The following is a 24,841-nucleotide window of genomic DNA, read 5'->3' as shown; positions in this document are numbered from 1 at the left end:
GCTAGGTTCAGTCTGAGCACGAACAGTTGGGGGACTGAACATGCATTCAGACCAGGATGCCGCACAAGACTCAGGGGGACAACCGGCCATCGACCTGCCACGACCAGCAGCGCCTCACGCAGCGCCGGCGCCAGAACAGGCGCCAGAACCAGCGCCAGAACCAGCGCCAGAACCAGCGCCAGAACCAGCGCCAGAATCCTCGATCGACGACCTCCTCGCCGACTGCGAGCGATCGAGCGCGAGCGGGAGCCATCTCGACGGTGTCGGGCAGGCCGAGGCGGTGCTGGCCCGGGCCGGCGCGACGCTGCTGCAGCAGGCGCAGGCCCGTGAACTGCTGGCGCTGCATCGGCTGCGACTGGGCGACTATGAGGCATCCGTTCAGCAGGGACTGTTGGCGCTGGAGTTCCTGGACGGCACCGGCGATCTGCTGCGGCAGTCCAAGGTGCACTGCACCCTGGTGCTGGCCTACAGCGACACGGGGCTCTACGAACCGGCGCTGCGCCACGTGCTCGCGGCAGTGGAGACGGCCCGCGGCAGTGGCAGCGCCCTGGCCGAATTCTGGGCGCTCAGCCGTTCGTCGATGGTGCACGAGGGCATGGGCGAGTCCGAAAGGGCGCTCGAACTGGGGCGGCAGGCGCTGGGCCTCACGCGCACGATCGACGACCCCGAGGCGCGGTTCGTGGGTCTCAACAACCTCGGTGACACCTGCCTGATCCAGGCTCAGAGGCAGAGCGCCCAGGGCATGAACGTGGAGATGGGCCTGAAGCAGGCCCTCCTGCTCGTGCGGGAGGCCGTGGCCGTGGCCCACGCCCAACGGCACAACTTCTACGAGAGCATCGCCCGCACCAACCTGGTCAGCATCCTGATCGAACTCGGCGAGCACGAAGAGGCCCGCGAGCAGGCCGGTTGGGCCCGCTGTCTGGCGAAGGCGCACGGGTTCCGCAGTCTCGAGGAGAACAACGACGCGCAGTTGGCCGAGGTGGCCAGGGCTGAGGGTGACCTCGATGGGGCAACCGCGATGATGAACGCCCAGCTGCGGGTCGCCGCCCTCGACGACGATCCGGCTCTGCACATCAAGCTGCAGCAGGCCTTGTTCGAGATGCACAAGGAGTCCGGCCGGTTCGAGCAGGCGCTCGGGCACTTCGAGAAGCTACACGCCCTGATCCTGAAACGCACGACCGAGACGGCCGGCATCCAGTCCCAGATGCTGATCAACACCCTGGGGATCGAGCAGGCCCGCCACGAGGCGGAGCGGTCGCAGCTCGATGCGGCACGGCTGCGCATCCGTGCCGACGATCTGGACCACCAGGCGAACACCGACCCGCTGACCCGACTGCCCAATCGCCGGGCGCTCGACCGCCAGCTGCCGCCCCTGATGGGCCGCTCCCGTGACACCCTGCAACCGATCTGCGTGGCCATGATCGACATGGACCACTTCAAGCGGGTCAACGACGAGCACGGGCACGCCACCGGCGACCAGGTGCTGAACGCCATGGCCACCCTGTTGCGCGCCGTCACCCGGGACAGTGATATGGCCGTGCGCGTGGGCGGCGAGGAGTTCTTGCTCGTTTTCGCGGACACCACCCTGGAGTGTGCCGAGCAGGCGTGCGAGCGTCTGCTGGCCTCCGTTCGCGGCTACCACTGGGGTGCCCTGGCGCCCGATCTGGCCTGCACTGTGAGCGTCGGCCTGGCCGAACTCTCCCCGGGCGAGACCGTGGCGGACTGGCTCGCGCGCGCCGACGCGGCCCTCTACCAGGCCAAGGATTCCGGCCGGGACCAGATGGTTACCGCCGTGGTGCTGTCGGCGGCGTAAAACCCGAGGAGCCCCCCATCCAGAGCGCCGTGCCCGGCCTTGAACCAATTCGACGGAGATTTTGCCGAAAGGGTCGGTTTGAGGCCGAAAACAGGGTTTATGGGCAAAATCTCCGTCGAATTCGTTAGGGGCGGAGGTGCTGCAGGGCCGTGGGCGGGGAAACGAACGACCCCCGATTCACGGCCGGCACTGACCCTCGAATGCGGCGGCGACGGATGCGGCGTTTCGCCCGTAGGCTCGACGTGGGGGTTTGTGCCTCGGGGGGCCCGGAAAACGGGCCAGCCGGAGCCCGACTTCATTGACTGCACGATCGCACGATTGCACGGGGGAAACGCTTGAAACTGACGTCCGCACAACTGGACCGCGCCGCCGGCGTTCTGCTGGGCATGGCCTGTGGCGACGCCCTCGGCGCCGGCTACGAGTTCGGCCCGCCGCTAGCGAGCGACGCCGTGGTCACGATGAGGGGCGGCGGCGGGTTCGACTGGGCTCCCGGAGAGTGGACCGACGACACCTCCATGGCCGTGCCGATCGTCAACGCGATCGCGGCCGGTCACGATCTCCGCGACGAGGCCGTGCTCGACGAGATCGTGGCGGCCTGGGTCGAGTGGGCCCGCACGGCACCGGACGTGGGCAACCAGCTGCGCGCGGTGCTCTCCCGAACCGAGCCCACGGCATCCGCGGTGCGCGTCGTCGCCCGTGCCCATCACGACCGGCACGGCCGCAGCGGCGGCAACGGTTCGCTCATGCGCACGGCGCCCGTGGCGCTCGCCTACCTCGACGACCCGGTGGCGCTCGCCGGCGTCGCCCGCACGATCAGCACGCTCACCCATTATGAAACGGATGCCGGCGACGCCTGCGTGCTCTGGTGCCTGGCCATTCGGCACGCGGTGCTCGAGGGCACCCTCGACGTTCGGGTGGGCCTTGACGCCCTGCCCGCCGAACGCCGCGCGCTCTGGGAGGCGCGCTTCGTCGTGGCCGAGGCCGGCGTTCCCTCCGACTTCAGCCGGAACGGCTGGGTCGTGGAGGCGCTGCAGGCGGCCTGGTCGGCGATCATTCAGCCACGGAGCGCGCCGGGTGGCGCTTCCGGCGCGGGAACCGTCTCCGCCACCCCCGCCGGGCACCTGCAGGACGCCCTCGAGATCGCCGTGCGCGGCGGCCGCGACACCGACACGGTCGCCGCGATCGCCGGCGGGCTGCTCGGGGCGCGCTATGGCGCATCCGCGGTGCCGGCCGCCTGGCGCCGCATCGTGCACGGCTGGCCGGGCGGATTGCGCGCCGACGAACTGGTGCGCCGCGGTGTGCTGGCCGCCCGCGCGAACGGTGGGCGATCCCGATGGTCGAGCGTGTCGGGGTCCCCGGTGCTGGCCGAGCGCCGAGACCGGGCCAGCACCGACCGGAACGAGCCTGGTGCAGCCAAGCGCCGCGACGTGGCCGTACTCGACCGTCGGTCCCGCAAAGACCGTGCCGCCACCACCTGGCCTACCGCCGATCACCTGCCCTACTCCACCTCCGGCGACATTTCCACCTTCGTGCGGCACCCGCACGACGATGGTGTCTGGCTCGGTGCGATCGGCATCCTGGGTGACCTGCCGGTGGAAATCGACGCCGTCGTGTCGCTCTGCCGGGTCGGCCGCACACAGGTTCCCGACCGCATCCGTGCGGAGAACAAGGTTGCGGTCTGGCTGATCGACGAGCCAGCAGAGAAGGCCAACCCCAACCTCGACTTCGTGCTCACGGACACCGTCGATGTCATCGCGGCCCTGCGCGCCGAGGGACGCACCGTGCTCGTGCACTGCGTGCAAGCGGTCAGTCGCACGCCCGCGGTTGGTGCGCTCTACGCTGCGAGACACCGGGGGATCCCGATCGAGCAGGCGCTGCGCGAGGTGACGGATGTCCTGCCGCACGCGCATCCGAACACCGCGTTCCTGCAGGCGCTCAAGTCCGAGGCGTGAGCGATCGGCCTGCAAAAACAAGCCGGTCTCAGGGCCGATGGCCATCCGGGTCGAGGGGAGACGCGGCATCCGGTTGCAGGCCCAGGTCGATGCTCTCTGCGGTCGCATTCGTGAACGGGACCGCGCCCAGCGCCTCCGAGGAGGTGCGCACCGGCCCGACGGTGCGCTGGCGCAACGGGTCACGACGCAGATCCACATAGAGCGACACGCACAGCCCGATGATGATCAGAACGAACGGGGTCGCCGCCAGGATGGTGAACGTCTGCAGGGCACCCAGCCCGCCCACGAACAGCAGAACCGCAGCGACGGCGCCGGTGAGGATCGCCCAGAGGATCACCAGCGGCTTCCAGGGCTCCTTACGACCGCGACTTGACAGCGTCCCGAGCACGAGAGCGCCCGCATCCGCCCCGCTGACGAAGAACACGGCGGTGAGCACCATCACTACGAGAGCCGAGCCGATGAAGAACGGATACTGCTGCAACGCCGCGAAGAAGCCGGCCGCCGCACTGCCGGTGCCGGCGATGTCGACACCGTTCAGCTGCAGGTTCAATCCCATGCCGCCGAAGACGACGAACCACAGGATGCTGACCCCCGTCGGCACCAGAAGCACGCCGAGAATGAACTCACGTATGGTGCGGCCGCGGGAGATCCGGGCGATGAAGGTGCCCACGAACGGGGTCCAGGAGATCCACCACGCCCAGTAGAAGATCGTCCAGCTCGCCAGCCACTCCTCGCCGCCGAACACCGCCGAGTGGAAGCTCATCGGTACGAGATCGGCCAGATAGACGCCGATCGACGACGGCAACAGGTTCAGGATGAAGACAGTCGGGCCGACCACAAAGACGAACACGACGAGTAGGGCCGACAGCACCATGTTGGTGTTACTCAACCACTTGATGCCTTTCGCCACCCCGCTCGCCGCGGAGAACACGACCCCCACGGTCAGCACGCAGATAATGATGATCGGCACGACCGTTCCGGGTTCCTCCTCGAATTGCCCGGAACGAAGCAGTGAGACACCGGCCGCAATCTGCAGTGCGCCCAGCCCGAGCGACGTCGCCGAACCGAACTGGGTGCAGATGATCGCCAGGATGTCGATCGGCTTGCCCCAGCCCTTGCCCTCGATCCGTTCCTTGCCGAACAGGGCCTGGAACGGAGCGCTCATCAGGTTGCCGCGGCCCATCCGGTAGGTGGAGTAGGCCAGGGCCAAGCCGACCACCGAATAGATCGCCCACGGATGCAGACCCCAGTGGAAGAAGGTGTACGCCATGGCCGCGTTGGCAGCCTCCGGGCTGTTCGCCGGTGCGTCGACGAACGGCGGCGGCGTCGCCAGGTGGGTGACCGGCTCGTACACGCCGAAGAACATCAGCCCGATCCCCATGCCTGCACTGAACATCATGGAAACCCAGGAGACTGTCGAGAACTCGGTGCTCTGCCCGTCGCGGGAGAGCGGAATGCTGCCGTACCTACCGAAGGCCAGCACCAACGAGAAGATGACGAAGCCCGACGCCCCGAGAATGAACAACCAGCCGAGGTTGCCGGTTACCCAGCCGAGAACGGATGCCGAAACGTCGCCCACGGTCTCGGTGAACATCACCCCGACCAGACAGATCACCACGATGATGCCGGCGGAAACGCCGAAAACCGTTTTGTCGATGGTGCCCAGGCCCTCTCGGTGCGGTTCACTGACCGCGTCCCCGAGTTCCGACTCGATGCCATCTGCTGAATCCTTGGACATATCGCTCCTCGGTGATCGAACACCCGTCGATCGGACAGTTCCCGTCACGTCACTGCCGCGGGAGGTGCGAGAAGAAAACTGCTTGCGGCTCGCCTAAACGCTACGCGGATGGCGCGGCGATTACTATAGTGTCCGCTATGGCTGACCTCGGAGAATTCGCACCGGCCCAACCGGCCCTCTACACCGGCAAGGGCGATTCCGGCCGCACCACCTTCGGCCGGCACGGCGACGTGGCCAAGACCGACGTGCGTGTCGCCGCCTACGAAGCCTGCGACGAGGCCAACGCGGCCGTCAGCTTGGCCATGGCTGCCGGTGGCCTGCCCATCGAGGTGACCAGTACGCTCGCCAGCGTGCAGAACGACCTGTTCGATTTGGTGGCCGACCTGTCCGTGCCCCTCGACGACCCCGAGCCGGCGCCGGCACGCATCCGCGAGTCGCACCTTGTCCGGCTCGAGCGTGCTGTCGATCACTTTGCGCAGCAGGCCGCCGACCTGAGCGGCTTCGTGCTCCCCGGCGGAACGGTCGCAGCCGCACTGCTCTACCAGGCGCGTGGCGTCGTGCGCCGTGCCGAGCGAGCGGTGTGGGTTGCCATCGACCTGCACCCGACCTCCGTCGACCCGCTCACCGCGCGGTACTTGAACCGGCTGTCGTCCCTGATGTTCGTGCTGGCCCGGGGAGCCAACGCCGAGCACGGCGACGTGATGTGGGTGCCCGAGGCTTCGGCTCGGGCGATGGCGCAGGAAGAGGTCGGCGACGACCGTCCGGAGACGGGTGCCGGCGGCGCCTGACGGTGCTGCTCTCCGAGATCGGCGACGCGGCCTCCCGCGTAACCTCCGACCTGGCCGCAGGCGAGCCGCAAGCGGCAGCACGATGAGCACGAGTACCAGCACCAGCACCAGCACCACCAGTACCAGTACCAGCACCAGTACCAGCAGCAGCAGTACCAGTACCAGTACCAGTACCAGTACCAGTACCAGTACCAGTACCAGTACCAGCGCCAGCGCCATGAATCCCCCGGCGGATGCGTCCGCGGTCGACGGTCAGCGGTGGACGGTCAGCGGTGGACGCTCAGCGGGTGACGGTCAGGAAGACATCGCCGGACTCGAGTTGGGCGCCGGCCGTGACGGCATCCGCCAGCGTGATGTTCTCCGCCTTCTGTTCGAGGATGATCACGGGCACGATCGGGTTGCGCCCGGTGGCCTCGATGGCCGACACGTCCCAGGTGACGATGATGTCGCCGGCAGAGACGTGGTCGCCCTGCTGTGCGCGCAGGGTGAAGCCCTCGCCGTGCAGTTCGACGGTGTCGATACCCAAATGCACAAGCACACCCAGACCGTCGGGGGAGACGATCACGTAGGCGTGCGGGAATACCTTGAGCAGCGTGCCGCTGATCGGGGCGATGGCGTCGACCACGCCGCGGGGCGGGTCGATCGCGGCGCCCGGGCCCACGATGGCCTGGGCGAAGGTGGGGTCGGGCACCTCGGCGAGCGCCACAGCGCGGCCGGGCACAGGGGAAAGGACGATGACGGGGGCGACCACGGAGGCGCTCACGGGTGCGGCCGGGCTCATAGCAGGTCCTCGATGTCCTCGGCCAGGTTGTCGGCTTCGGGGCCCACGACGACCTGCACAATGGTGCCGGAACGGAAGACACCGTGCGCTCCGGCGGCCTTGAGCGCCGCCTCGTTCACGGCCGCGGGGTCGGTCACCTCGGTGCGCAGGCGAGTGATGCACGCCTCGATTTCGACGATGTTGGTTTTTCCGCCGAGGGCGGCCAGGATCTGCGCGGCTTTGCTAGTCATCTTCTGTTCCTTCTGTGGTGGGCACTGCGACGGGCTCATCGACTTTGATTCGATCGAAGGCCCGGGCCGCACTCGGTGTTGACAAGTGGGGTGCCCTGCCTTCATGATCTAACTATTGGATCGTACCAGTACGGACCACGCAGCGGAAGTGGTACTACACCACTCGGGCTCGACGCCGACCGAACCGATCAACAAGTGAAAGGCAACGCCATGAGCCAGACCCAGGAGGAGAGTTCAATGCTCGCAGCCGGGCCGGTGTCCAAGCAAACGCAGCTGCGCTCGATCCTGCAGGATCTGGTCGAGGAGACCCTGGCTCCACACGCCGCGATTCCGCCCGAGCGCAAGCTGATGGCGAAATACGGCGTCAGCCGGTCGACCGTGCGGGAGGCCATCCGTCAGCTGGTCGAGGAGGGTCTGCTCTACCGCATCCAGGGCAAAGGCACCTTCGTGGCGGGCGAGCGCGTGCAGAGCGATCTGCACCTGGCCTCCTTCACCGAGGACATGCGCCGCCGCGGCCTTGTTCCGGCAACACTCCTGCTGGCCACCGCGCTGATCGAGGCACCGCTCGATGTGCGGGCGGCACTCGGTCTGGGCGCGGGCGCCCGGGTGCAGGTCGTCGAACGGCTCCGGCTGGCCGGCGGCACCCCGATGGCCCTCGAACGCGGCTACTATCCGGCGGAGCTGCTGCCGAATCTTGGCGAGCAAGACCTCACCCGCTCCCTGTACGCGACGTTCGCGACCGAATACGGCCTGCGCATCGACAACGCCGAGCAGGCGGTCTGGGCGGATGCTGCCGGTCCCCAACTCGCGGAGACGCTGGGCGTCACCGCGGGGGCGCCGCTCATCGTCTTCCGGCGCACCTCGTCGGCGGGGTCAGCCGCCATCGAGTACGTCACGTCCTGGTACCGCGGTGATCGCTACCAGATTCACATGACCCTGAATCTCCGGCACCAGCTCTGATCTCCGGCCCGGCATGAGACCGGGCCCCACACACCACACCCATCACAGGAGGAATTCATGTCCAGCATCACCGAAGACGCCGGGACGCGACGAAAAATACCGGGCCTGGGCCAGGCTCAGCGAGTCGGCCGCAGCCTTATGTTGCCCATCGCGGCGTTGCCTGCCGCCGGGCTGCTTCTCCGCATCGGTCAGCCTGACCTGCTCGGCGCCATTCCGGGCTTCGAAACGGGCGGAGCCGTCATCGCCTCGGCGGGCGGGGCGCTGTTCGGGGCCCTCCCGTTGCTCTTCGCGGTCGGCGTCGCGATCGGCTTCGCGAAGAAGTCCGACGGCTCGACCGCCCTCGCGGCCGTGGTCGGCTATCTCGTCTTCTCCAAGGTCGGTGAGGCGATGTCGCCTCTCGTACTGGGGCTGCCGGCCAAGGGTGACCCCCAGGTTCTCGTCGATTACAGCGTGCTCGGCGGCATCCTGATGGGTATCGTCTCTGCGGTGCTCTGGCAGAAATATCACCGCATCTCCTTGCCCAGCTACCTCGCCTTTTTCGGTGGTCGACGCTTCGTCCCGATCATCACCGCCGTGGTGGCGCTCGCACTCGGTGTTCTGCTCAGCTTCGTCTACCCGGCCTTCGCCGGCGGATTGACTGCCTTCGGCGATGTCGTCACCTCCAACGACATCTGGGGCGGCTTCCTGTACGGCACCACCAACCGGCTGCTCATCCCCGTGGGGCTGCACCACATCCTCAACTCCGTGGTGTGGTTTGTGATCGGCGACTACAACGGCGCCAGCGGCGATATCGCGCGGTTCTTCGCCGGCGACCCCACCGCCGGAACCTTCATGACCGGGTTCTTCCCGATCATGATGTTCGCCCTGCCCGCTGGAGCCCTGGCCATCTGGCATGAGGCGAAGCCGACCCAAAAGAAAATCGTCGGTGGCATCATGCTCTCCGGTGCCCTCACCGCCATGCTCACCGGCGTCACCGAGCCCCTGGAGTTCTCGTTCATGTTCGTGGCGTTCCCCCTCTTCGTCATCCACGCCTTCCTCACCGGAACGTCGATGGCCCTGGTGAACGCACTGGGTATCCGCGACGGTTTCAGCTTCAGCGCGGGTCTGTTCGATTACGTGCTCAACTTCGGCCTCGCCGAGAAGCCGCTTCTGCTCATCCCGATCGGATTGGCGTATGGCGCGATCTACTACTTTTTGTTCCGCTTCGTGATCCGCAAGTGGAATCTGAAGACCCCCGGCCGCGGCGACGACGAGGTGCCCGACGCCAGTGCGCCGGACTCCGCCTCCTCGACGTCGGTCTAGTCCACACAATCCAGAATCTGGAGTACGAAAAATGGCTGAAGTAGTTTTTGTTGACAGTAAGGCCGCGGCGGGAACGCTCGCGGCGGCATCCATTCGCGCACTGATCACCCAGAAGCCCGACGCGGTGTTGGGCCTGGCCACCGGCTCGACCCCGCTCTCGGTCTATGCGGCGCTCGCCGCCTCCCTGGCGGAGAACCCGATGGACGTCTCCCGGGTGCGCGGCTTCGCACTGGACGAATACGTCGGCCTGCCCGCCGACCACCCGGAAAGCTACCGCTCCGTGATCACCCGCGACGCCGTCGTGCCGATCGGCCTCACCCCCGAGAACATCCAGGTGCCGAACGGCGATCTGGCCACGATCGAGACCGCGGGCGTCGACTACGAGGCAGCCATTCGCGCCGCCGGCGGCATCGACGTGCAGATTCTCGGCATCGGCCGCACCGGGCACGTCGGGTTCAACGAGCCTGGGTCGTCGTTCGCGTCGATCACGCGAATCAAGACCCTCGCCGAGAAGACCCGCGTCGACAACGCGCGGTTCTTCGCATCCCCCGACGACGTGCCGATCCACTGCATGACGCAGGGTCTGGGCACCATTCTGCGGGCTCGGCACCTCATTCTGCTGGCCTTCGGCGAGGAGAAAGCGGATGCCATCGCCGCCGCCGTCGAGGGACCGATCACGTCGAGCAAGCCGGGATCCGTCATCCAGCTGCACCCGCATGTGACGGTCATCGTCGACGAGGCCGCCGCCTCCCGGCTCGAGAACCTCGCCTACTACAAGTACGCCTGGGCCAACAAGCACGCCTGGCAGGGGATCTGACGCAGCACTCCCTGACTCGACCCTGACCCCCGTTCCCTGCAACTCGCTGACTCCTGGAGACACCCTCATGACCCCGCCCGCACCCATCCAGGTCGACTCGATGCTCCTCGCTGCCCGGGCCGTGATCGCACCCGATGCGGTGCACACGCCGGGGTGGGTAGACATCCGTGCGGGGCTGATCGTGGCCTGCGGCGCGGGGGAGCCGCCCCGCCCTCCCGACCAGGTCTTCGAGCAGAGCACCCTGGCGCCCGGCTACGTCGACATCCACACGCACGGCGGCGGCGGCAGCAGCTTCAACGACGCCGACACCGACGCAGCCGTGGCGCGGATCACCGCGACCCACCGGGCCCACGGCACGACCACGATGATGGCCAGTCTCGTCACCGGTCCCCTCGACGAAGTCGAGCGCACCGTGGCAGCCCTGGCCGGGCTGGTCGAACGGGGAGTGCTGGCCGGCATTCACCTGGAGGGCCCGTGGCTGAGTCCGGCTCACCGCGGGGCCCACGACGAGAGCTTGTTGCGCGAGCCTGATACTGAGACCGTCGACCGGTTGATGCGGGCGGGGCGAGGCACCGTGCGCATGGTCACCATCGCGCCTGAACTTAAGGGTGGGCTAGCGGCCGTGACGCAGATCGCGGGCCACGGGGCCGTGGCCGCGATCGGGCACACCGACGCGAACTACGACCTGACGCGGCAGGCGATCGCGGCGGGGGCCACGGCCGGCACGCACGTATTCAACGCGATGCGGCAGATTCACCAGCGTGAGCCCGGCCCGGCTCTCGCCCTTCTTGAAGACCCGAACGTCTTCGCCGAGCTCATCGCCGACGGCGTGCACCTGCACCCGGCCGTCGTGCGGTTCATCATCGAAAGCCCGTCGCGGCCCGTCTTCGTCACGGATGCCATGGCCGCCGCCGGCGCGGACGACGGCGCCTACAAGCTCGGTGGCCTCGACGTGAGCGTCGCTGACGGCGTGGCGCGCCTGGCCGACGGCACGATCGCCGGCAGCGTGCTCACCCTGAGCGAAGCCGTGCGCTACGCCGTGCACACCGCCGGAGTGCCGCTGGCCGTCGCGGTGCGGGCGGCCACCCAGAACCCGGCCGACATGATCGGCCTCCTCGACCGCGGTCGGCTCGCCGCCGGCCTTCGCGCCGACCTGATCGTGCTCGACGCGGGCCTATGCGTCACGGCGACGATGCAGGCCGGGGTGTGGTGCGCGGAGTAGCACCCGCTCCCCTCCAGTGCCCCGCCCGCTCCCGCCCGCCCTCCCCCGTCCGGGTCCCACCCGCTCCCGTCCTCGTCCGGGTCCCGTCCGCTCCCGTCCGCTCCCGTCCGCTCCCGTCCGCTCCCGTCCGCTCCCGTCCGCTCCCGTCCGCTCCCGCTGCCGTTCCTTCGCCAAGCCCCGAACGAATTCGACGGAGATTCTCATGAAAAAGTGCCTGGGAGGCCCATTTTCGTTCGTTTCAGGCAAAATCTCCGTCGAATTGGTTCGCGCAGGCTGAACAGAGGGTTCCTGAGCGGAGGGCTCCTGAACAAAGGTTCACTGAGCGCGGATGTCCCGCGCCACCACATCCCACTTCGGCTGACTTCGCCCGCGCGGTGGCGCTCGGCCTCGGTTGGGGGCTGCTGCCCGAGCAACAATGCCTCACCGAGCTCGGCGACGGCCAGCTCGTGGAACTGGCACCCGGGCACCCGATCGACGTGGTGCTCTACGGGCAGCGCTGGCACATTGTCTTCCGGCTGCTGGGCGAGGTGACGGATGCCGTGGGCAGGGTCGCAGCGGCCAGTCTGCACCCGTCGGGTCCCGCGCGGACCCGGGCAGTATTGAGCATGTGCGGCGGTCAAACCTGGGGGAGGTGGGAAGCTCGCGGTCAGTCTCTCGCCCACACCTCGACTTCGCTGATTGAGGTGTCTGCCGCCCGGTCGCCGCCCACGCCGCCCACCGCGATGGCGATCGTGAGCACGATCTCTGTGGTGCTGCCCTTCGGGATTGCCAGGCTTTGATACGCGGCATAGTCGGCGACCGGCTTCTGACGAAGCATGGAGGGTTGGATGCCCTGGTCGGTCTTCACGGTGAACTGCCTCACCCGGGCATTGCGGAGGAACAAGGCCTCCGACTTCGCATAGCCATTGATCACGCAGACGAGCTGCACATCGGGTGTGCCAGGCAGAGTCAGAGTTAGCGTCTCGTTCTTGCCTAGACCGTCAACGCCCTCCACCCACGACGTGCCGAGATCCCCATCGATCGCCAAAGCGGCTGGATGCTCGACAATAATGGGGTCGGATTCCGTCAGGGCACTGGAACTCTCGGCGCCGACCCCTGACACCAGGTGCAGCCCGCGGGGATCATCGCAGTCGGCCTCGGCGAGCGCGCTCTTGAAGAGCGGAGTGAGCGCAAGGAGCAGCAGGGACGTGGCGACAGCCGTAAGGATGCCGATTAGCAGCCCACCCACAACGCCCGGCCAGCGGCTTTGCGGCGGTTGCACGACGCCGACCCACATCCTCGGTTCGTTGGCGTTTCCGCGAGAAGCCATCTCCGCTCCAGTTCACTTCGTGTGACACCGGTATTGACGATTCCAGGAAGTCCAGAACACGCGGGATCGCATGTGTCAGGACGAATGCAATGCTTTGGCCGGAGCCTACGCGCAGGAGCATCGCTTCGGTCGGAAGCCTCGAGGGGTGTCGCCAAGCCGCTTCTGGTCGGCAAACGGATTGCCGAATGGCCACCACGGCTGCCCCTCGGCCCTCACCGCACACCCCCGACTACTCCTCCACAAAACCACTTTGACCAGCTCATTCACACTCCTGTGCCACGGCCGTCGAATGTCAGTGGCACCCCGTAACGTGACTGCTATGACCACCTCAGTCAGCACCTCGCAGGCCCAGCTCGGCTCGCGTTTCGACGCGATAGCCGCCGTCGACCGCAGCCTCGCGCGGGGCTTCGCGCAGCGGGCCGACCTGATCGATGACGCCCGCAGGTTCAGCGAAGCCACGGCCGCGAGCGCTCCCCGCAACACGAGCTCCCGGTGGGACCCCGACGAGATCGCCCGGCGCGAATTCTCGAGCGAACTGGCCTGCACCTTGCGCATCCCCGCACCCACCGCCGAGGGTCTGATCGCCGAGTCCCGGGCCCTGGCCGAAGACCTCCCCGGCACCCGGGCGGCGCTGCAAGCCGGCGAGATCAGCTACCGGCACGCCCAGGTGATCATCGGGCAGGCCCTCTCGGTGCCCGCCGCGGCCCTGTCCGATTTCGAGGAGGCGCTGCTGCCGGCCGCGCGCGCTCTGACGGCGGCCAAGCTCAAGCACAAGGCCCGCGTGCTCCGCGAGCGCCTGCACCCGGAGTCCATCACCGCCCGGCGGGAGAAGTCCTTCGCGGAACGCACCTCCTGGGTGCAGGCGGAGCCCGACGGAATGGCGACGCTGAGCCTGACCACGAGCGCCGACGTCGTGCACGCCATCTTCGCCCGGGCGAACGATGCCGCGCGCAGCCTGCAGGGGCCGGGGGAGCCGCGTTCCCCCACCCAGATGCGCACCGACGTGATGACCGACCTGCTGATCGACGGGGTGACTCCGTCGGGAATCGGCACGGGCATCCGTGCCACGGTCCAGATCACGGTCCCGGTGATGACCCTCCTCGGCCACAGCGAAGAACCCGGCTACCTCGAGGGCTACGGGCCGATTGACCCCGACACGGCCCGCGACCTGGCCTCGCGAGCACCGAGCTTCACGCGCATCCTGGTTCATCCCGAAACCGGGGTCGTGCTCTCGGTCGGCCGCACACGCTACAAGGTGACGAAAGAGCTCCGGCGGTTTCTCCGCCTGCGCGACGAAACCTGCCGCTTCGCCGGTTGCAACCAGCCCGCGCGCGGCGCCGATCTCGACCATACCCATGAATGGCAAGACCTTGGCCACACCGCCCACGACAACCTTGCCCATCTCTGTCCGGGCTGCCATGCGTTGAAAACGGAGACCGGGTGGACGGTGAAACAAGAGCAAGGCGGCATCCTCACCTGGCACTCACCGACCGGACGCCCATTCGTGACGGAACCGGCCACCCCGATCGCCACTCCGGGTGCACCCGCGGGTGCGTTTCGGGCCGGCGCCGGGCCGCCGAGACCCGCCCGGCCACCGCTGCCCGATGAGGCCCCGTTCTGACCGGCATCGTTTTGATGCAAACGGATGCCCGACCGCCGCTACCAGGTGTCTGGACTACCGCTACCATCAAGCGCTACTCGCCACAGGGCTTGCCCGGGATTGACGAAGGCGCGTCGTGGCAACTCGATGGTTTGCGCGCGACCGTGGGAGAGCGCGTACGTTTCCGGCAGTGACCGTCTGCGTCGTTTTAGCCGTATCGAACCTGGTCGACCAGCCGCTTCAGCGAAACCTGCAACGGCGCGAACCCCTCCGGCTTGCGAGTCACCGTGGCCTCGTCCAGGTAGACGTCCCGGCGAATCTCGAGCATCACCGAACTCACCCGCGCATCGCTGCGGTAGTGCTTGAGCGGCACGTACGAGCCCGCGAACGGCGCATTGGCCTGCGCGTCGAGGTCAGGGAAGCATCCGCCAACCGTGGCCAGAAGGTCGACGGATGCGTGGAACGGCTCCGACCCGACGCAGAGCGGTGCCCGGTAGCCGCCGCCGTGCAGCTCATCCGACAGCTCATCCGACAGCTCGGCCTCCGGGTAGGAATGAACGTCGAAGATCACGGCTCGCCCGTGCACGGCCAGTGTCGCGTCCACGAGTTGGGTGAACCGGGCCGAGTAGGTGGTGAAGTAGTCCATCGGGAGCTTCTCGTCGGCGGCGGACACCCGCCGGATCTCCTCGCGCCGTGGGTGTAGAGCACGCCCATGCCGACCGCGTTCATCTCTTCGGTGTCGCCAGGGAACCGCTCGACGTCGACCGCGAACCGGGAGAGCCCGTTGATGACCGCGCTCGCACCCGTGATGGCCCCGACGAGTTCGTCGGTGAAGTGGTCGGTCATGACGTCTTTCTCGGCCTCCGACTCGGCCGGAGAGATGACGTAGGAGTGCAGGTGCTCCGCCGGGATCGCACGCCCGCCGTGCGGTGCGTGCAGGATCACGGGTGACGTCGCCGAGTTGTCGATCAGGCGGAACAGCGCGGTTTCGGTGTGGGTGGTCATCGGGTGCCTCCAGGCCGTGGCGCTCCCGGTCGGAAGGAGTTCAGGGTCTCAGGGGCCACCGTCATTTGGTCACTGATGCTCCGTGGCCCCTGCTCTTGGGTGAAAGGAATGCATCACAGGAGACGTTCCGAGCAGAGACAAACTCCTGTTCTGGGCCTACCTTGGCGCGCAAGCGGGGTCATCTCGGGCTGCGACTGGAGCAACAAACAGAACGAGGGGGCCGCATGACTCGTGCGAAATGGCAACTGGAACTAGCCGATGAGTTCCGGAACGGACCCCAGGCCAAGGTGGTCGACTTCTGGCGTTTCGGGATGGGAGATGCGCGAACGAACAATCTGCGCGGCTACCTGGCCGAGTACGTGGTTGGCCTCGCCGTAGACGCAATTCCCGCGAGTCGAGTCGAGTTGGACGCGTACGACGTGCTGGCGCTCAGCGGCACCCGCATCGAGGTCAAGACCTCAGGCCTTGTTCAGGCCTTGAATAAGTCTGATCCGCGTTCTCAAACAAAACTGCGTTGGAAAGTGCGAAAGGGAAACGCCCACACTGACATTGGTGGGAAGCCGAAGCGACTTCACGCCGATGTGTACGTCTTTGCCTTGGTTACGTCGACCTGTTTGGCCGATTACGACCCGCTCGACCTCGATAAGTGGGAGTTCCGGGTGGAGAGCCGCTGGCAGATCGACGAGTTTGATCGGTCCACATTCACGCCGAGCAATTTGACCGTCGATGGAATTCAACCGGTTCGTTGGGCCGGACTCAAGGATGCCATAGCCGCGGCTGGGCCCCAGTCCGTGACCGACGAGATGTCGCTATTCGTTGCCATCAAGTTGGCCACGGAGCGCTTCGGAGAGCGTAGCCAGGCTGGAATTGGGTCTTAGCACATGGAATCAAAGCATTTCTGGCAACCGCGCGCGCTTCTGAAGGAGTTGGAATCAGCAGGAGATTGGCCGCGTCTTGCGACAGTTTTCCTGACGCTCGAGTAGTCATCGATTCTGTAAGGGCGGCCCTCCCGTTCTGGGGCTGTAGTCAGCGTTCCCCGCCCGCTAGATTCGGCCCAGGGAATCGGGGGATCCATGAGTATTGAGGCGCCATCGATGAGGCAGCCTTCCACGCTCACCCGATTAAACAGTGACGTAAAGGCGCCGTGGCATTCAGGACGACGGGTTGTTGAGACCGCTCTCGTTTTGTGCCTGATCCTCCCTCTTTCGGCGTGCTCAGGTTCGCGTCCGAATATACGAGAGGAGGCAATGTTTGAGGCCAGGATTACCATAGAGAAGGTCTCCGCCCTGGCCATCGAAAGCGCCATTGGGCACAACCTCGACAGCTACTTGGATGCGGTGTCCACAGGAGACGTCTGGCCCAAGCCGGCGTTCGCCACAATCCGCGAAGACACAGATGAACAGACACCCGGTTGGGCTCGCGGAGCGGCGTTCGGCGCGGTAGTCGATCGATCAATGTCCTACCCGAAGGTGCTGGTTAGCTACGCCGCATCGGGGCAAAGCTCCACCGGAAGTGGATTCAATTCGAGGGTTGCCAACGTGTTGGTCTGCGTCAGCATCGAGGTCGAGTTCGTGGGCGACCGGGTTGATGTCTATATGCCCCCTTCTATCGCTGCCGTGGAATGTCCCGCCGACGTACAAAAATACTTCGGCGGGAACGAATTGGTCACGCTTGACGAGGTGTTCGCCGCATCTCCATGACGTTAGCGGCGGCCCAAAGTCACCGACTTTCGATAGCGCCAACCGCCACGGTGGCTGAAGACGGCTGTGAGGGGTCGCAAATCGACCTTCCTGAGTCGATTGAAGGTCGATTTGTGACCCCTCACGGCTTCGGCAGGGCGAATCAGGAGCCTCCGAATCGGTGTGGAGTCTGTTCCAGACCTGCCGCAGGCATCCATATTCACTGCCGCGACACCCCCACTGGGGACAAAAAAGCAGGCCAAAGCCCTCTTTCGCGGTGCGCCCCCACCTAGGCTTGAACTTTGCAGTAAAGCCAATCAGTTGGGGGACTGAAGCGTGAGTTCGGATAATGTGTTGCTCGCAACGGGGGCGCTGGTCGTGGCGCACTGCGGGATCCTGATGGGCACGGTGTGTCTGCCGTTCGCGGCGTCGTTCCTCCTGGACGGAATCGTGCAGCTTCTGCGAGGCGACGGCCCGAAGCTGTTCCTGGGCAGCCTGGGCCTGGTGGTTCTGCTTGCCGGTGCCGGATACGCCCTGTGGCAGTTCGGAGCCGGCTACCCCTGAGTGGAAATGGAGAGGCCGGCCCTCATGGTCACGGTTTCCCTCTACCTGGTCGCGGTCTCCACTGTGCTGGCGCTGATCGGGTTCGTGCTGCGAACGGTGAGACTCCTCCGGGACGCCCGGCGGGAGGCGGACAGGCTGCAGTACATGCAGTTGTCTCCCCTGTGACGCCGGCTGAGCACCGCGCTGCCTCGGACTGACCGGCTCGTCTCGACCCTCAGTCGCGGAAGATGAGCGCCAAAGCCCGATCGGCCTCGACACTCGCCCGGTGAAGTTCTTGATTAGCGGCCATTTCGGGGCGACGGCGGATGATGAGCCAGGCGATGCCGAGCCCGATGAACCACACCGGCGTCACGACCAACGCCTGCAGCGTATCCGTCTTCTGGGTGAGCGCCCAGATCAGGAACACGAAGAACGCGAGCAGGACATAACTCATGTACACGCCGCCGGGCATTTTGAACTTGGATGCTGCGTGCAGCGCCGGGCGGCGCTTGCGATACACGATGTAGCTCACCACGATGATGGTCCACACGAAGATGAACAGCACCGACGCCATTGTTGTCACCACGGTGAACACGGCCATGATCGATGAACTCGAATACAGCAGCACAGCCGATATGAGCAGGAACATGCACGAGAACAGCAGGGCGTTGGCCGGCACCTTGTGGCGGGTCAGACGTTGGAACCGCCCCGATGCCGTGCCCTCGACCGACAGCCCGAAAAGCATTCTGGATGTTGAATACAGACCGGAGTTCGCTGAGGATGTCGCGCTCGTGAGCACGACGAAGTTGATCACGGCCGCGGCCCCGCCGAGCCCTGCGAGGGCGAACATCGCCACGAACGGGCTCACATCGGCGCGGACCTCACGCCACGGCGTGACCGTCATGATCATGATCAAGGCGAGAACGTAGAACAGCATGATGCGAATGGGAATGGAGTTGATTGCCTTGGGAAGGTTCTTCTCCGGGTGCTGCGCTTCGGCGGCCGTGGTGCCCACGAGCTCGACCCCGAGGAACGCGAACACGGAGAGCTGGAAACCGGCGATGAACCCCATCGGGCCGGTCGGGAACATCCCGCCGTCGTTCCACAGGTTGGTGAAACTCGCCGGGGTGCCGTTGGGGGACTGGAACTGAGTGAACACCATCACGAGGCCCACGACGATAAGCGTGACAATTGCCACGATTTTGATCAGCGCGAACCAGAACTCGGTCTCGCCGAACGCCTTGACGCTCGTGAGGTTGAAGCCGAGCAGAATCGTTACCGCCACGAGCGCCGGAATCCATAGCGGCAGATCGGGCCACCAGAAGCTCGTATACAGCGCGATCGCGATCAGCTCGGCGATGGCGGTGACGATCCAGCACACCCAGTACGTCCAGCTCGTGAAGAAGGCGGCCCACGGCCCGAGCAGGTCACCGGCGAAGTCGCTGAACGACTTGTATTCGAGGTTGGAGAGCAGCAACTCGCCCATGGCCCGCATGACGAAGAACAACATGAAGCCGATGATCATATAGACGAAGATCACGGACGGCCCCGCGAGGGAGATCGTCTTCCCCGAGCCCATGAACAGGCCCGTTCCGATCGCACCGCCGATGGCGATGAGCTGGATATGACGGTTCGAGAGCGATCGTGCCAGGTGTGGTTGCGCGTTCGGCGCTGGATGCGTGCTGGTTTTCACTTGCGACATCGGAGATACTTCCTTGTAGTCCAGGCAATGGGCACAGTGTCGGGGTCACCGATCTCTGCAGAAATTGTGGGTCGCGGATGCCGGGGCCGACCGATCAGGCCGTACCCGGCATCCGCGACCAGTGCTGCTAGACCAGCGCGAGCTCGACCTCTGAGACGAGGTCGGTCCAATCCGTGAGCGGTAGGTCGAGGGCGACGCTGACCGAGCGGTTCGCGACCCTTCCGGCGGCGATGTTCAGGCCACCGGCAAGGGCGGCGTCCCGCTCGAATGCTGCACGCACGCCACGGTCGGCAATCGACAAAGCGTAGGGCAGAGTCACGTTCGTCAGCGCGAGGGTCGACGTCTGCGGGACGGCGCCGGGCATGTTGGCGACGCAGTAGAAGATCGAACCGTGCACGGGGAAGGTGGGGTTCTCGTGCGTTGTGGCGTGTGTGCCCTCGAAGCAGCCGCCTTGGTCGACCGCGATGTCCACGAGCACGGAGCCCCGCTTCATGCGCGACACGAGCTCGTTGGTGACGAGCTTGGGGGCCTTGGCGCCGGGGATCAGCACGGAGCCGATCACGAGGTCGGCCTCGGTGACGGAACGGTTGATCTCGTAGGCGTTCGAGGCGATGGTCTTCAGACGTCCGGCGTACTGGGCGTCGAGTTCGCGCAGGCGGTCGATGTTGATGTCCAGGATGGTGACGTCAGCGCCCATCCCGATGGCCATGGCGGCGGCGTTGGAGCCAGCGACGCCGGCACCGATCACAGTCACCTTGGCGGCCCGCACCCCGGGCACCCCGCCCATCAGCATGCCCGGGCCACCACCCGGTCGGGTCATCGACGCGGCGCCGACCTGAACGGCGAGGCGTCCGGCAACCTCGCTCATCGGGGCAAGCAGCGGCAGTGAACGGTCAGCCTTCTGCACGGTCTCGTAAGCGATCGCGGTCACGCCGGACTCGAGCAGGGCGCTGGCGAGGGCGGGCTCGGCGGCGAGGTGCAGGTAGGTGAAGAGGATCAAGCCCTCACGAAAGTACGAGTACTCGGCCGCGATCGGCTCTTTCACCTTGAGGATCATGTCGGCGCTGGCCCACACCTCGAAGGCGGTCTTGACGATGGTTGCACCGGCGGCTTCGTAGTCGGTGTCAGCGAAGCCGGAGGCGATTCCCGCGCCGGCCTGTACCAGCACGGTGTGGCCGTGAATCTTGGCTTCGTGCACTCCGGCGGCGGTGATAGCCACGCGGAACTCGTTGTTCTTGACTTCGGTTGGAACGCCAATGATCATGGGGAACTCCTGCTTCTTGTAGACGCCTGCTGATCGACTTTGGTCAGCTTTAAAATGATAAACCCGGATTTAAAGGCCGCCCCGGCTCCGCCATGGGGACAACGGAGGCCGAGGGCAACTCCGTCGCGCGGTGCACAAGGCAGAAAATTTCCGTTTACACAGGTATTTGTCTTTCCCGAGGCCGGTGGTCAGGGGCGGATTCATCGTGCAGACACCCCGCAGTCGGCTCGACATCTGTAGCGCCCAGGTGCGTCGATCGTCTCCTGACGTCCACGCTGCTCCGTTAGATTGAATCTATGAAAACGGCCGATATTGACCAAGCAGTGGTCAACATCGCCGCGCGAATTGACCGGGCTCTCTCGCTTGAAGACCTCGACGGCGGGCTGCTCGCGTATAGCGCGCATCAACCCACGGCCGACCGAGTGCGCACGAACTTTCTGCTGAGCAAGGTTGTTCCGCCCGATGTCAGCGCCTGGCAGCTCAGCCACGGTATCGCCTCGGCAGTGAAGCCGGTTCCCGTGCCGGCCAACGCCGACCTCGGAATGTTGGGCCGCGTGTGCGTGCCGCTGCTGGCACGTGGATTCCGGGTGGGGTATCTGTGGGTCCTCCAGCTCGACGACGAGCAAACGCCCGAGGTGATTCTGCGTGAGCTGCGGCTCATCCGCCCGGAGATGGACGCCCTCGCAGAGATGCTGCTCAACCGTTCCAGCGCCGATTCTAAAGCGCGGCGCACCGACGAGGCCCAATTCCTCGCCGCGTGCTTGGGGGACCGCAATGCCGGCGTGGCGGTGGACGGTTGGCCTGGTGTGCACGGGCGCGGACCCTGGCGGCTCGCCGCGCTGCTCGAGCGCGGTGACAACGCGCAGCGCGACCCCGCCAAGAGCGGCCTGCTGCACCGTCTCGCCGCACTGTATGCCACGCTTGGCATCAATACCGTGCTGTTCTCGGCCGGCACCGAAACGCATGCCGTTCTGCTGCTCCACGACGAGATTGACGGCTTCGACCTGTCCGAGGTTCGAATGCGCTTTGAGTTCGAGGTGTCCCGCCGCGGTGGGCAGGTGGCTGCACCCGCCCTGATCGGGCTGAGCGAGCCCTTCACCGACCTGCGACGGCTGCCCGGTGCCTACTCCGAGGCGCGGAGCGCCGTGCAAGCGGCCAGGGTTGATACCCAGCTCGGCACGCTCGTATCGTTTCGCGCTACCGGGGTCTACCAATTCCTGGCCGTCGCAAGTCGAGACGTGTTGCCGTCCGAGTCAGCGCTCTTCTCCGAACTCCGGGCACTCGACCGAAACGGGGAACTGCTGCCCGTGCTCGAGATGCTCTACGACAAGAACGGGTCCGTTGCCGAGGTCGCAGAGCACCTGCATTTGCACCGAACCAGTATCTACAACCGGCTGGCACGCATCCGTTCCGCATTGGGCGTCGACCCGCTCGGCGGGCAGGCGCGCCTTGAGCTGCACCTGGCCCTAAAGGCCGACCGCTGGGCTGGCCGTCCGCGCCTCTGACGGGCCTGCCCGGATTGGTCTCAGACGTTTCGGTAGACGCGGGGAACGCGGGGACTGATGCGGGTGACCACTTCGTAATTGATGGTGCTGGCGGCCGCCGCCCACTCGTCAACGGATGCGTCGTCGTCGCCGGGGCCGAACAGCACCGCTTCGGCACCGATCACCGACGAGCCGGAGGCCACGAGTGCGGCCTCACCGAGGTCGATGACCATCTGGTCCATGGCGATGCGCCCGACCACGGGATAGGTCACGCCGTTGACTCGCACCGGGCCTCCCGTGGCGATGCGCGGAATGCCGTCGGCGTAGCCCAATGGAATCAGGGCGAGCGTCGTCGGGGCCGTGGTGCGGTAGTTGAGCCCGTAGGAGACGCCCTGTCCGGCGGGAACGTCTTTGCACACCGATACGAGCGTGCGCAAGGTCATCGCCGGGCGCAATCCGAGGTCGTTCGAGGTCTGGTTGGCGAACGGCGACAGGCCGTAGATGGCCAGCCCCGCCCGCACCAGATCGAAGTGCGTGTCGGGGCGGGACAGCGTGCCGGCGCTGTTGGCGAGGTGCCGCACCATCGGGCTCAGCCCCGCCTCCTGCGCCACAGCAACGGCCGTCGTGAATGCCGCAACCTGTTCGTCGGTCTCGACGCGGTCGGGTTCATCGGCCACCGCGAGGTGCGAGAAGATGCCCACGACGGTCACAGATCCGCTGGCTTCCGCCTGTCGGGCGCGGGCCACGAGCTCGGCCCACTCCGTGGGGGTGCTGCCGTTGCGGCCCAGACCGGTGTCAATCTTCAGGTGAATGCGTGCGGTTTTTTGCTGCTGCTGCGCGGCCAGGGCGATGAGCGGCAACTCCCAGCCGGAGCATCCGAGATCAATGTCCGCGGCGATTGCCGCGGCGAAGTCGCTGTCTGTGGTGTTCAGCCAGGCCAGTACCGGCACCGGGATGGCCGCAGCGCGCAGTGCCAGTGCCTCCGATATGTGTGCCACGCCGAGCCACTCCGCTCCCGCCTCGAGCGCCGCGCGAGCGACGGGGAGAACCCCGTGACCGTAGGCGTCCGCTTTGACGACCGCCATCAGCCGGGCTGGGGCGGCGAGCGCAACGAGGTGGCGAACGTTGTGTCTGATCGCGTCGAGGTCGATCACGGCTGCGCGCTCCGGCAGCCGTTCGGTGGCGGTGGGCACGGCTGCTGATTTCACACGTTGCAGCCTAACCCTCGGGTGCGAAGGCCAACTCTTGGCGGAGTGGCACGACCCAACGGATGCCGCTGGCCGATCATGCACCTTATGCGCCCCCTACGAAGCCAGGTCGCGCAGCAGAAGCTCAACCAGCAAGCGCTGACTCCGTTGTGACGGCAGTGCGTGGACATACTCGCTGATCCGAGCCTCGGCTTCGACCTCACCCGGCACCAGGGGGAGCAGCTCACCCCGTGCGGCCGCCCGAAGCTCAGGCCCGGTCATTGGAGCGGGCAGGTCAACCTTGAGCGCCGGGAGGGGTTTGAGCCCGGCGTGCCGCATCGCTTCGCGATAGACCTCGCGCACCCCCTCTAGAGCGATGGACTTCTCCGGCTCGCGCAGGATGAAAGCCCGGTTGCTGGTGTGGCGGGTGTTCCAGGTTTTCAACCCACGGGCATCCGCGTAGTCGCCGAATCGCATCTTCTTCATGAACTGGTTCACGCTCCGGTGAGCGTCTCCGCCATGGGCAACGATGGAGCGGATGTTGGGGTGCAGATCAAGAACTCGCTTGAGCACATCGAGCCCGTCGTCAATCAGATTGTTCGGCAGGCCGTTCGGGTGTGTTTCGTGCACGTGCCACGGGTACGCGTTCCAGGGCACGATCTGGGCGTCGGTGAGGCCAACGGTCTCGTAGATGTCGCCCATCCGAGCGGCCGAGCCGTCATTGTTCTCTCGGGACAGCATGCAGGAGCCCTTGGCTCCGCCGGCCTGCGGCCCAGGGTTCGAGGAGAGGGCAAGGATGACGGCGGTTGAAGCACCGTAATGGGGCGCGATGTACGGAACAGAGAAGCCGGGCAGCTCCATCATCAATTGATCGCAGAGTGCGTTGATCGCGGCCACCTGCGGCTCGCGGATTCGGTTCAGCTGGTCGTCGCGAAATTCTGGGTCGGCCATTCGTCGGGTCATGCCTGAAGCCTAGAGGCGTCTGTCTCACCTCCAATTCGCGGCGCCCCCAACTGGGGTCAGCAGGGCAGATCACAGGCGTTCTTGGTGATGTCGGCGCACCTAGGCTGGCACTGGAAGTGATCGGCAAACAGTTGGGGGACTGAACAATGAGCCCGGATTCTTTTGGAGCCTTGTTAGCGGCATACGGCGGGATCATCGTGCTGACGGTGTTTCTGCCGTTCATAGCCTCCTATATTTTGGATGGCGTTGTTCAGGTACTGCGGAGCAATGGTTTGAAGTTCTTCCTTGCCGCTCTCGGCCTGACCGGGGTCTTCGCGCTCGCCGGCTACCTTCTTTGGCAGTACGGGATCAACAACCCGCCTCTGCCGTCGTCGACCCTGGAGAGCATGGGGACCATGGCTCAGATGCTGCTGACATTTTCGACAGTCCTCGCGCTGGCCGCATTCGTGAGTCGCACGGTGAAGCTGCTCTGGAAGACTCGGCGAGCGGCATAGTTATGGTC

The 24,841-nt window shown here is 66.1% G+C and carries 24 protein-coding genes; 14 read left to right on the top strand and 10 right to left on the bottom strand.

The annotated features are described in order from the left end of the window. Positions 1-280: 280 nt before the first annotated feature. Entirely contained in the window at positions 281-1,813 is a 1,533-nt protein-coding gene (locus E3T25_RS10380; protein WP_134374111.1) for a tetratricopeptide repeat-containing diguanylate cyclase, read from the top strand. Between the two features lie 335 nt (positions 1,814-2,148). Further along, the gene (locus tag E3T25_RS17490) at positions 2,149-3,765 is read left to right on the top strand and encodes an ADP-ribosylglycohydrolase family protein (protein ID WP_241980798.1); all 1,617 of its coding nucleotides are present in this window, start codon (positions 2,149-2,151) and stop codon (positions 3,763-3,765) included. A 28-nt stretch (positions 3,766-3,793) separates the two neighbouring features. On the opposite strand, the gene E3T25_RS10370 is transcribed toward E3T25_RS17490, so the two are convergent. Then, positions 3,794-5,503, bottom strand: a complete 1,710-nt coding sequence (locus E3T25_RS10370) for a BCCT family transporter (RefSeq protein WP_134374109.1) — start codon at positions 5,501-5,503, stop codon at positions 3,794-3,796. Between the two features lie 137 nt (positions 5,504-5,640). Between E3T25_RS10370 and E3T25_RS10365 the strand changes: the two genes are divergently transcribed. Continuing rightward, positions 5,641-6,291, top strand: a complete 651-nt coding sequence (locus tag E3T25_RS10365; protein ID WP_134374107.1) for a cob(I)yrinic acid a,c-diamide adenosyltransferase — start codon at positions 5,641-5,643, stop codon at positions 6,289-6,291. Positions 6,292-6,571: 280 nt separating this feature from the next. Here E3T25_RS10365 and E3T25_RS10360 read toward each other — a convergent pair whose 3' ends face one another. Then, entirely contained in the window at positions 6,572-7,072 is a 501-nt protein-coding gene (locus E3T25_RS10360) for a PTS sugar transporter subunit IIA (RefSeq protein WP_104099477.1), read from the bottom strand. Then, the gene (locus tag E3T25_RS10355; RefSeq protein WP_255408595.1) at positions 7,069-7,341 is read right to left on the bottom strand and encodes a PTS sugar transporter subunit IIB; all 273 of its coding nucleotides are present in this window, start codon (positions 7,339-7,341) and stop codon (positions 7,069-7,071) included. Before E3T25_RS10355 ends, E3T25_RS10360 begins: the two co-directional genes overlap by 4 nt. Before the next feature lie 171 nt (positions 7,342-7,512). On the opposite strand from E3T25_RS10355, the gene E3T25_RS17760 reads away from it, so the two are divergent. The 4 genes from E3T25_RS17760 to nagA all read left to right on the top strand — a co-directional run bounded on the left by E3T25_RS17760 (position 7,513) and on the right by nagA (position 11,603). Further along, positions 7,513-8,262 carry a GntR family transcriptional regulator gene (locus tag E3T25_RS17760; protein ID WP_134374105.1) on the top strand — a complete coding sequence of 250 codons (750 nt, stop codon included), beginning with the start codon at positions 7,513-7,515 and terminating at the stop codon, positions 8,260-8,262. Between the two features lie 57 nt (positions 8,263-8,319). Next, a complete protein-coding gene (locus E3T25_RS10345) occupies positions 8,320-9,564 on the top strand; it encodes a PTS transporter subunit EIIC (RefSeq protein ID WP_104099479.1) in 1,245 nt (414 codons plus the stop codon). 31 nt (positions 9,565-9,595) lie between these two features. After that, the gene (gene nagB / locus E3T25_RS10340) at positions 9,596-10,381 is read left to right on the top strand and encodes a glucosamine-6-phosphate deaminase (RefSeq protein ID WP_104099480.1); all 786 of its coding nucleotides are present in this window, start codon (positions 9,596-9,598) and stop codon (positions 10,379-10,381) included. A 67-nt stretch (positions 10,382-10,448) separates the two neighbouring features. After that, positions 10,449-11,603, top strand: coding sequence for an N-acetylglucosamine-6-phosphate deacetylase (nagA, locus tag E3T25_RS10335; RefSeq protein ID WP_241980797.1), 1,155 nt, complete (start codon positions 10,449-10,451; stop codon positions 11,601-11,603). 646 nt (positions 11,604-12,249) lie between these two features. Here nagA and E3T25_RS10325 read toward each other — a convergent pair. Then, positions 12,250-12,912: an NADase-type glycan-binding domain-containing protein gene (locus E3T25_RS10325; RefSeq protein ID WP_134342784.1), complete on the bottom strand. Its 663-nt coding sequence runs from the start codon at positions 12,910-12,912 to the stop codon at positions 12,250-12,252. A gap of 319 nt (positions 12,913-13,231) precedes the next feature. On the opposite strand from E3T25_RS10325, the gene E3T25_RS10320 reads away from it, so the two are divergent. Then, a complete protein-coding gene (locus E3T25_RS10320; RefSeq protein WP_166785989.1) occupies positions 13,232-14,533 on the top strand; it encodes an HNH endonuclease in 1,302 nt (433 codons plus the stop codon). Positions 14,534-14,720: 187 nt separating this feature from the next. On the opposite strand, the gene E3T25_RS17475 is transcribed toward E3T25_RS10320, so the two are convergent. Both E3T25_RS17475 and E3T25_RS17470 read right to left on the bottom strand, forming a co-directional pair. Then, positions 14,721-15,185 carry an N-formylglutamate amidohydrolase gene (locus E3T25_RS17475; RefSeq protein WP_241980796.1) on the bottom strand — a complete coding sequence of 155 codons (465 nt, stop codon included), beginning with the start codon at positions 15,183-15,185 and terminating at the stop codon, positions 14,721-14,723. After that, positions 15,080-15,517 (bottom strand): N-formylglutamate amidohydrolase, encoded by a 438-nt coding sequence (locus E3T25_RS17470; RefSeq protein ID WP_241980795.1) that lies wholly within the window; start codon positions 15,515-15,517, stop codon positions 15,080-15,082. Before E3T25_RS17470 ends, E3T25_RS17475 begins: the two co-directional genes overlap by 106 nt. A 224-nt stretch (positions 15,518-15,741) precedes the next feature. Between E3T25_RS17470 and E3T25_RS10310 the strand changes: the two genes are divergently transcribed. The 4 genes from E3T25_RS10310 to E3T25_RS16780 all read left to right on the top strand — a co-directional run bounded on the left by E3T25_RS10310 (position 15,742) and on the right by E3T25_RS16780 (position 17,925). After that, entirely contained in the window at positions 15,742-16,395 is a 654-nt protein-coding gene (locus E3T25_RS10310; RefSeq protein WP_134374097.1) for a hypothetical protein, read from the top strand. A gap of 369 nt (positions 16,396-16,764) precedes the next feature. Further along, on the top strand, positions 16,765-17,217 hold the full coding sequence (locus E3T25_RS10305; protein WP_104099486.1) for a hypothetical protein: 453 nt from the start codon (positions 16,765-16,767) through the stop codon (positions 17,215-17,217). Positions 17,218-17,532: 315 nt separating this feature from the next. Further along, entirely contained in the window at positions 17,533-17,760 is a 228-nt protein-coding gene (locus tag E3T25_RS10300) for a hypothetical protein (protein WP_134374095.1), read from the top strand. Between the two features lie 6 nt (positions 17,761-17,766). Then, positions 17,767-17,925 (top strand): hypothetical protein, encoded by a 159-nt coding sequence (locus E3T25_RS16780; RefSeq protein ID WP_206750258.1) that lies wholly within the window; start codon positions 17,767-17,769, stop codon positions 17,923-17,925. A 49-nt stretch (positions 17,926-17,974) separates the two neighbouring features. On the opposite strand, the gene cycA is transcribed toward E3T25_RS16780, so the two are convergent. Both cycA and ald read right to left on the bottom strand, forming a co-directional pair. Further along, entirely contained in the window at positions 17,975-19,441 is a 1,467-nt protein-coding gene (cycA, locus tag E3T25_RS10295) for a D-serine/D-alanine/glycine transporter (protein WP_134374093.1), read from the bottom strand. Between the two features lie 127 nt (positions 19,442-19,568). After that, positions 19,569-20,705, bottom strand: coding sequence for an alanine dehydrogenase (ald, locus tag E3T25_RS10290; RefSeq protein ID WP_104099489.1), 1,137 nt, complete (start codon positions 20,703-20,705; stop codon positions 19,569-19,571). 296 nt (positions 20,706-21,001) lie between these two features. Here ald and E3T25_RS10285 point away from each other — a divergent pair, with 296 nt between their 5' ends. After that, positions 21,002-22,210, top strand: a complete 1,209-nt coding sequence (locus tag E3T25_RS10285) for a PucR family transcriptional regulator (RefSeq protein WP_134374091.1) — start codon at positions 21,002-21,004, stop codon at positions 22,208-22,210. A 20-nt stretch (positions 22,211-22,230) separates the two neighbouring features. Here E3T25_RS10285 and alr read toward each other — a convergent pair whose 3' ends face one another. Together alr and E3T25_RS10275 are read right to left on the bottom strand one after the other, a co-directional pair. After that, positions 22,231-23,397, bottom strand: coding sequence for an alanine racemase (alr, locus tag E3T25_RS10280; protein ID WP_241980794.1), 1,167 nt, complete (start codon positions 23,395-23,397; stop codon positions 22,231-22,233). Between the two features lie 96 nt (positions 23,398-23,493). Continuing rightward, positions 23,494-24,339: a uracil-DNA glycosylase family protein gene (locus E3T25_RS10275; protein WP_134374089.1), complete on the bottom strand. Its 846-nt coding sequence runs from the start codon at positions 24,337-24,339 to the stop codon at positions 23,494-23,496. Positions 24,340-24,485: 146 nt separating this feature from the next. Here E3T25_RS10275 and E3T25_RS10270 point away from each other — a divergent pair, with 146 nt between their 5' ends. Then, positions 24,486-24,833, top strand: a complete 348-nt coding sequence (locus E3T25_RS10270; protein WP_134374087.1) for a hypothetical protein — start codon at positions 24,486-24,488, stop codon at positions 24,831-24,833. Positions 24,834-24,841: the final 8 nt, after the last annotated feature.

Source organism: Cryobacterium sandaracinum (genome assembly GCF_004403415.1).
Taxonomy (GTDB): domain Bacteria; phylum Actinomycetota; class Actinomycetes; order Actinomycetales; family Microbacteriaceae; genus Cryobacterium; species Cryobacterium sandaracinum.
Note: the sequence above shows the minus strand (reverse complement) of the source record. Positions and strands in the feature narration are given on the sequence as shown.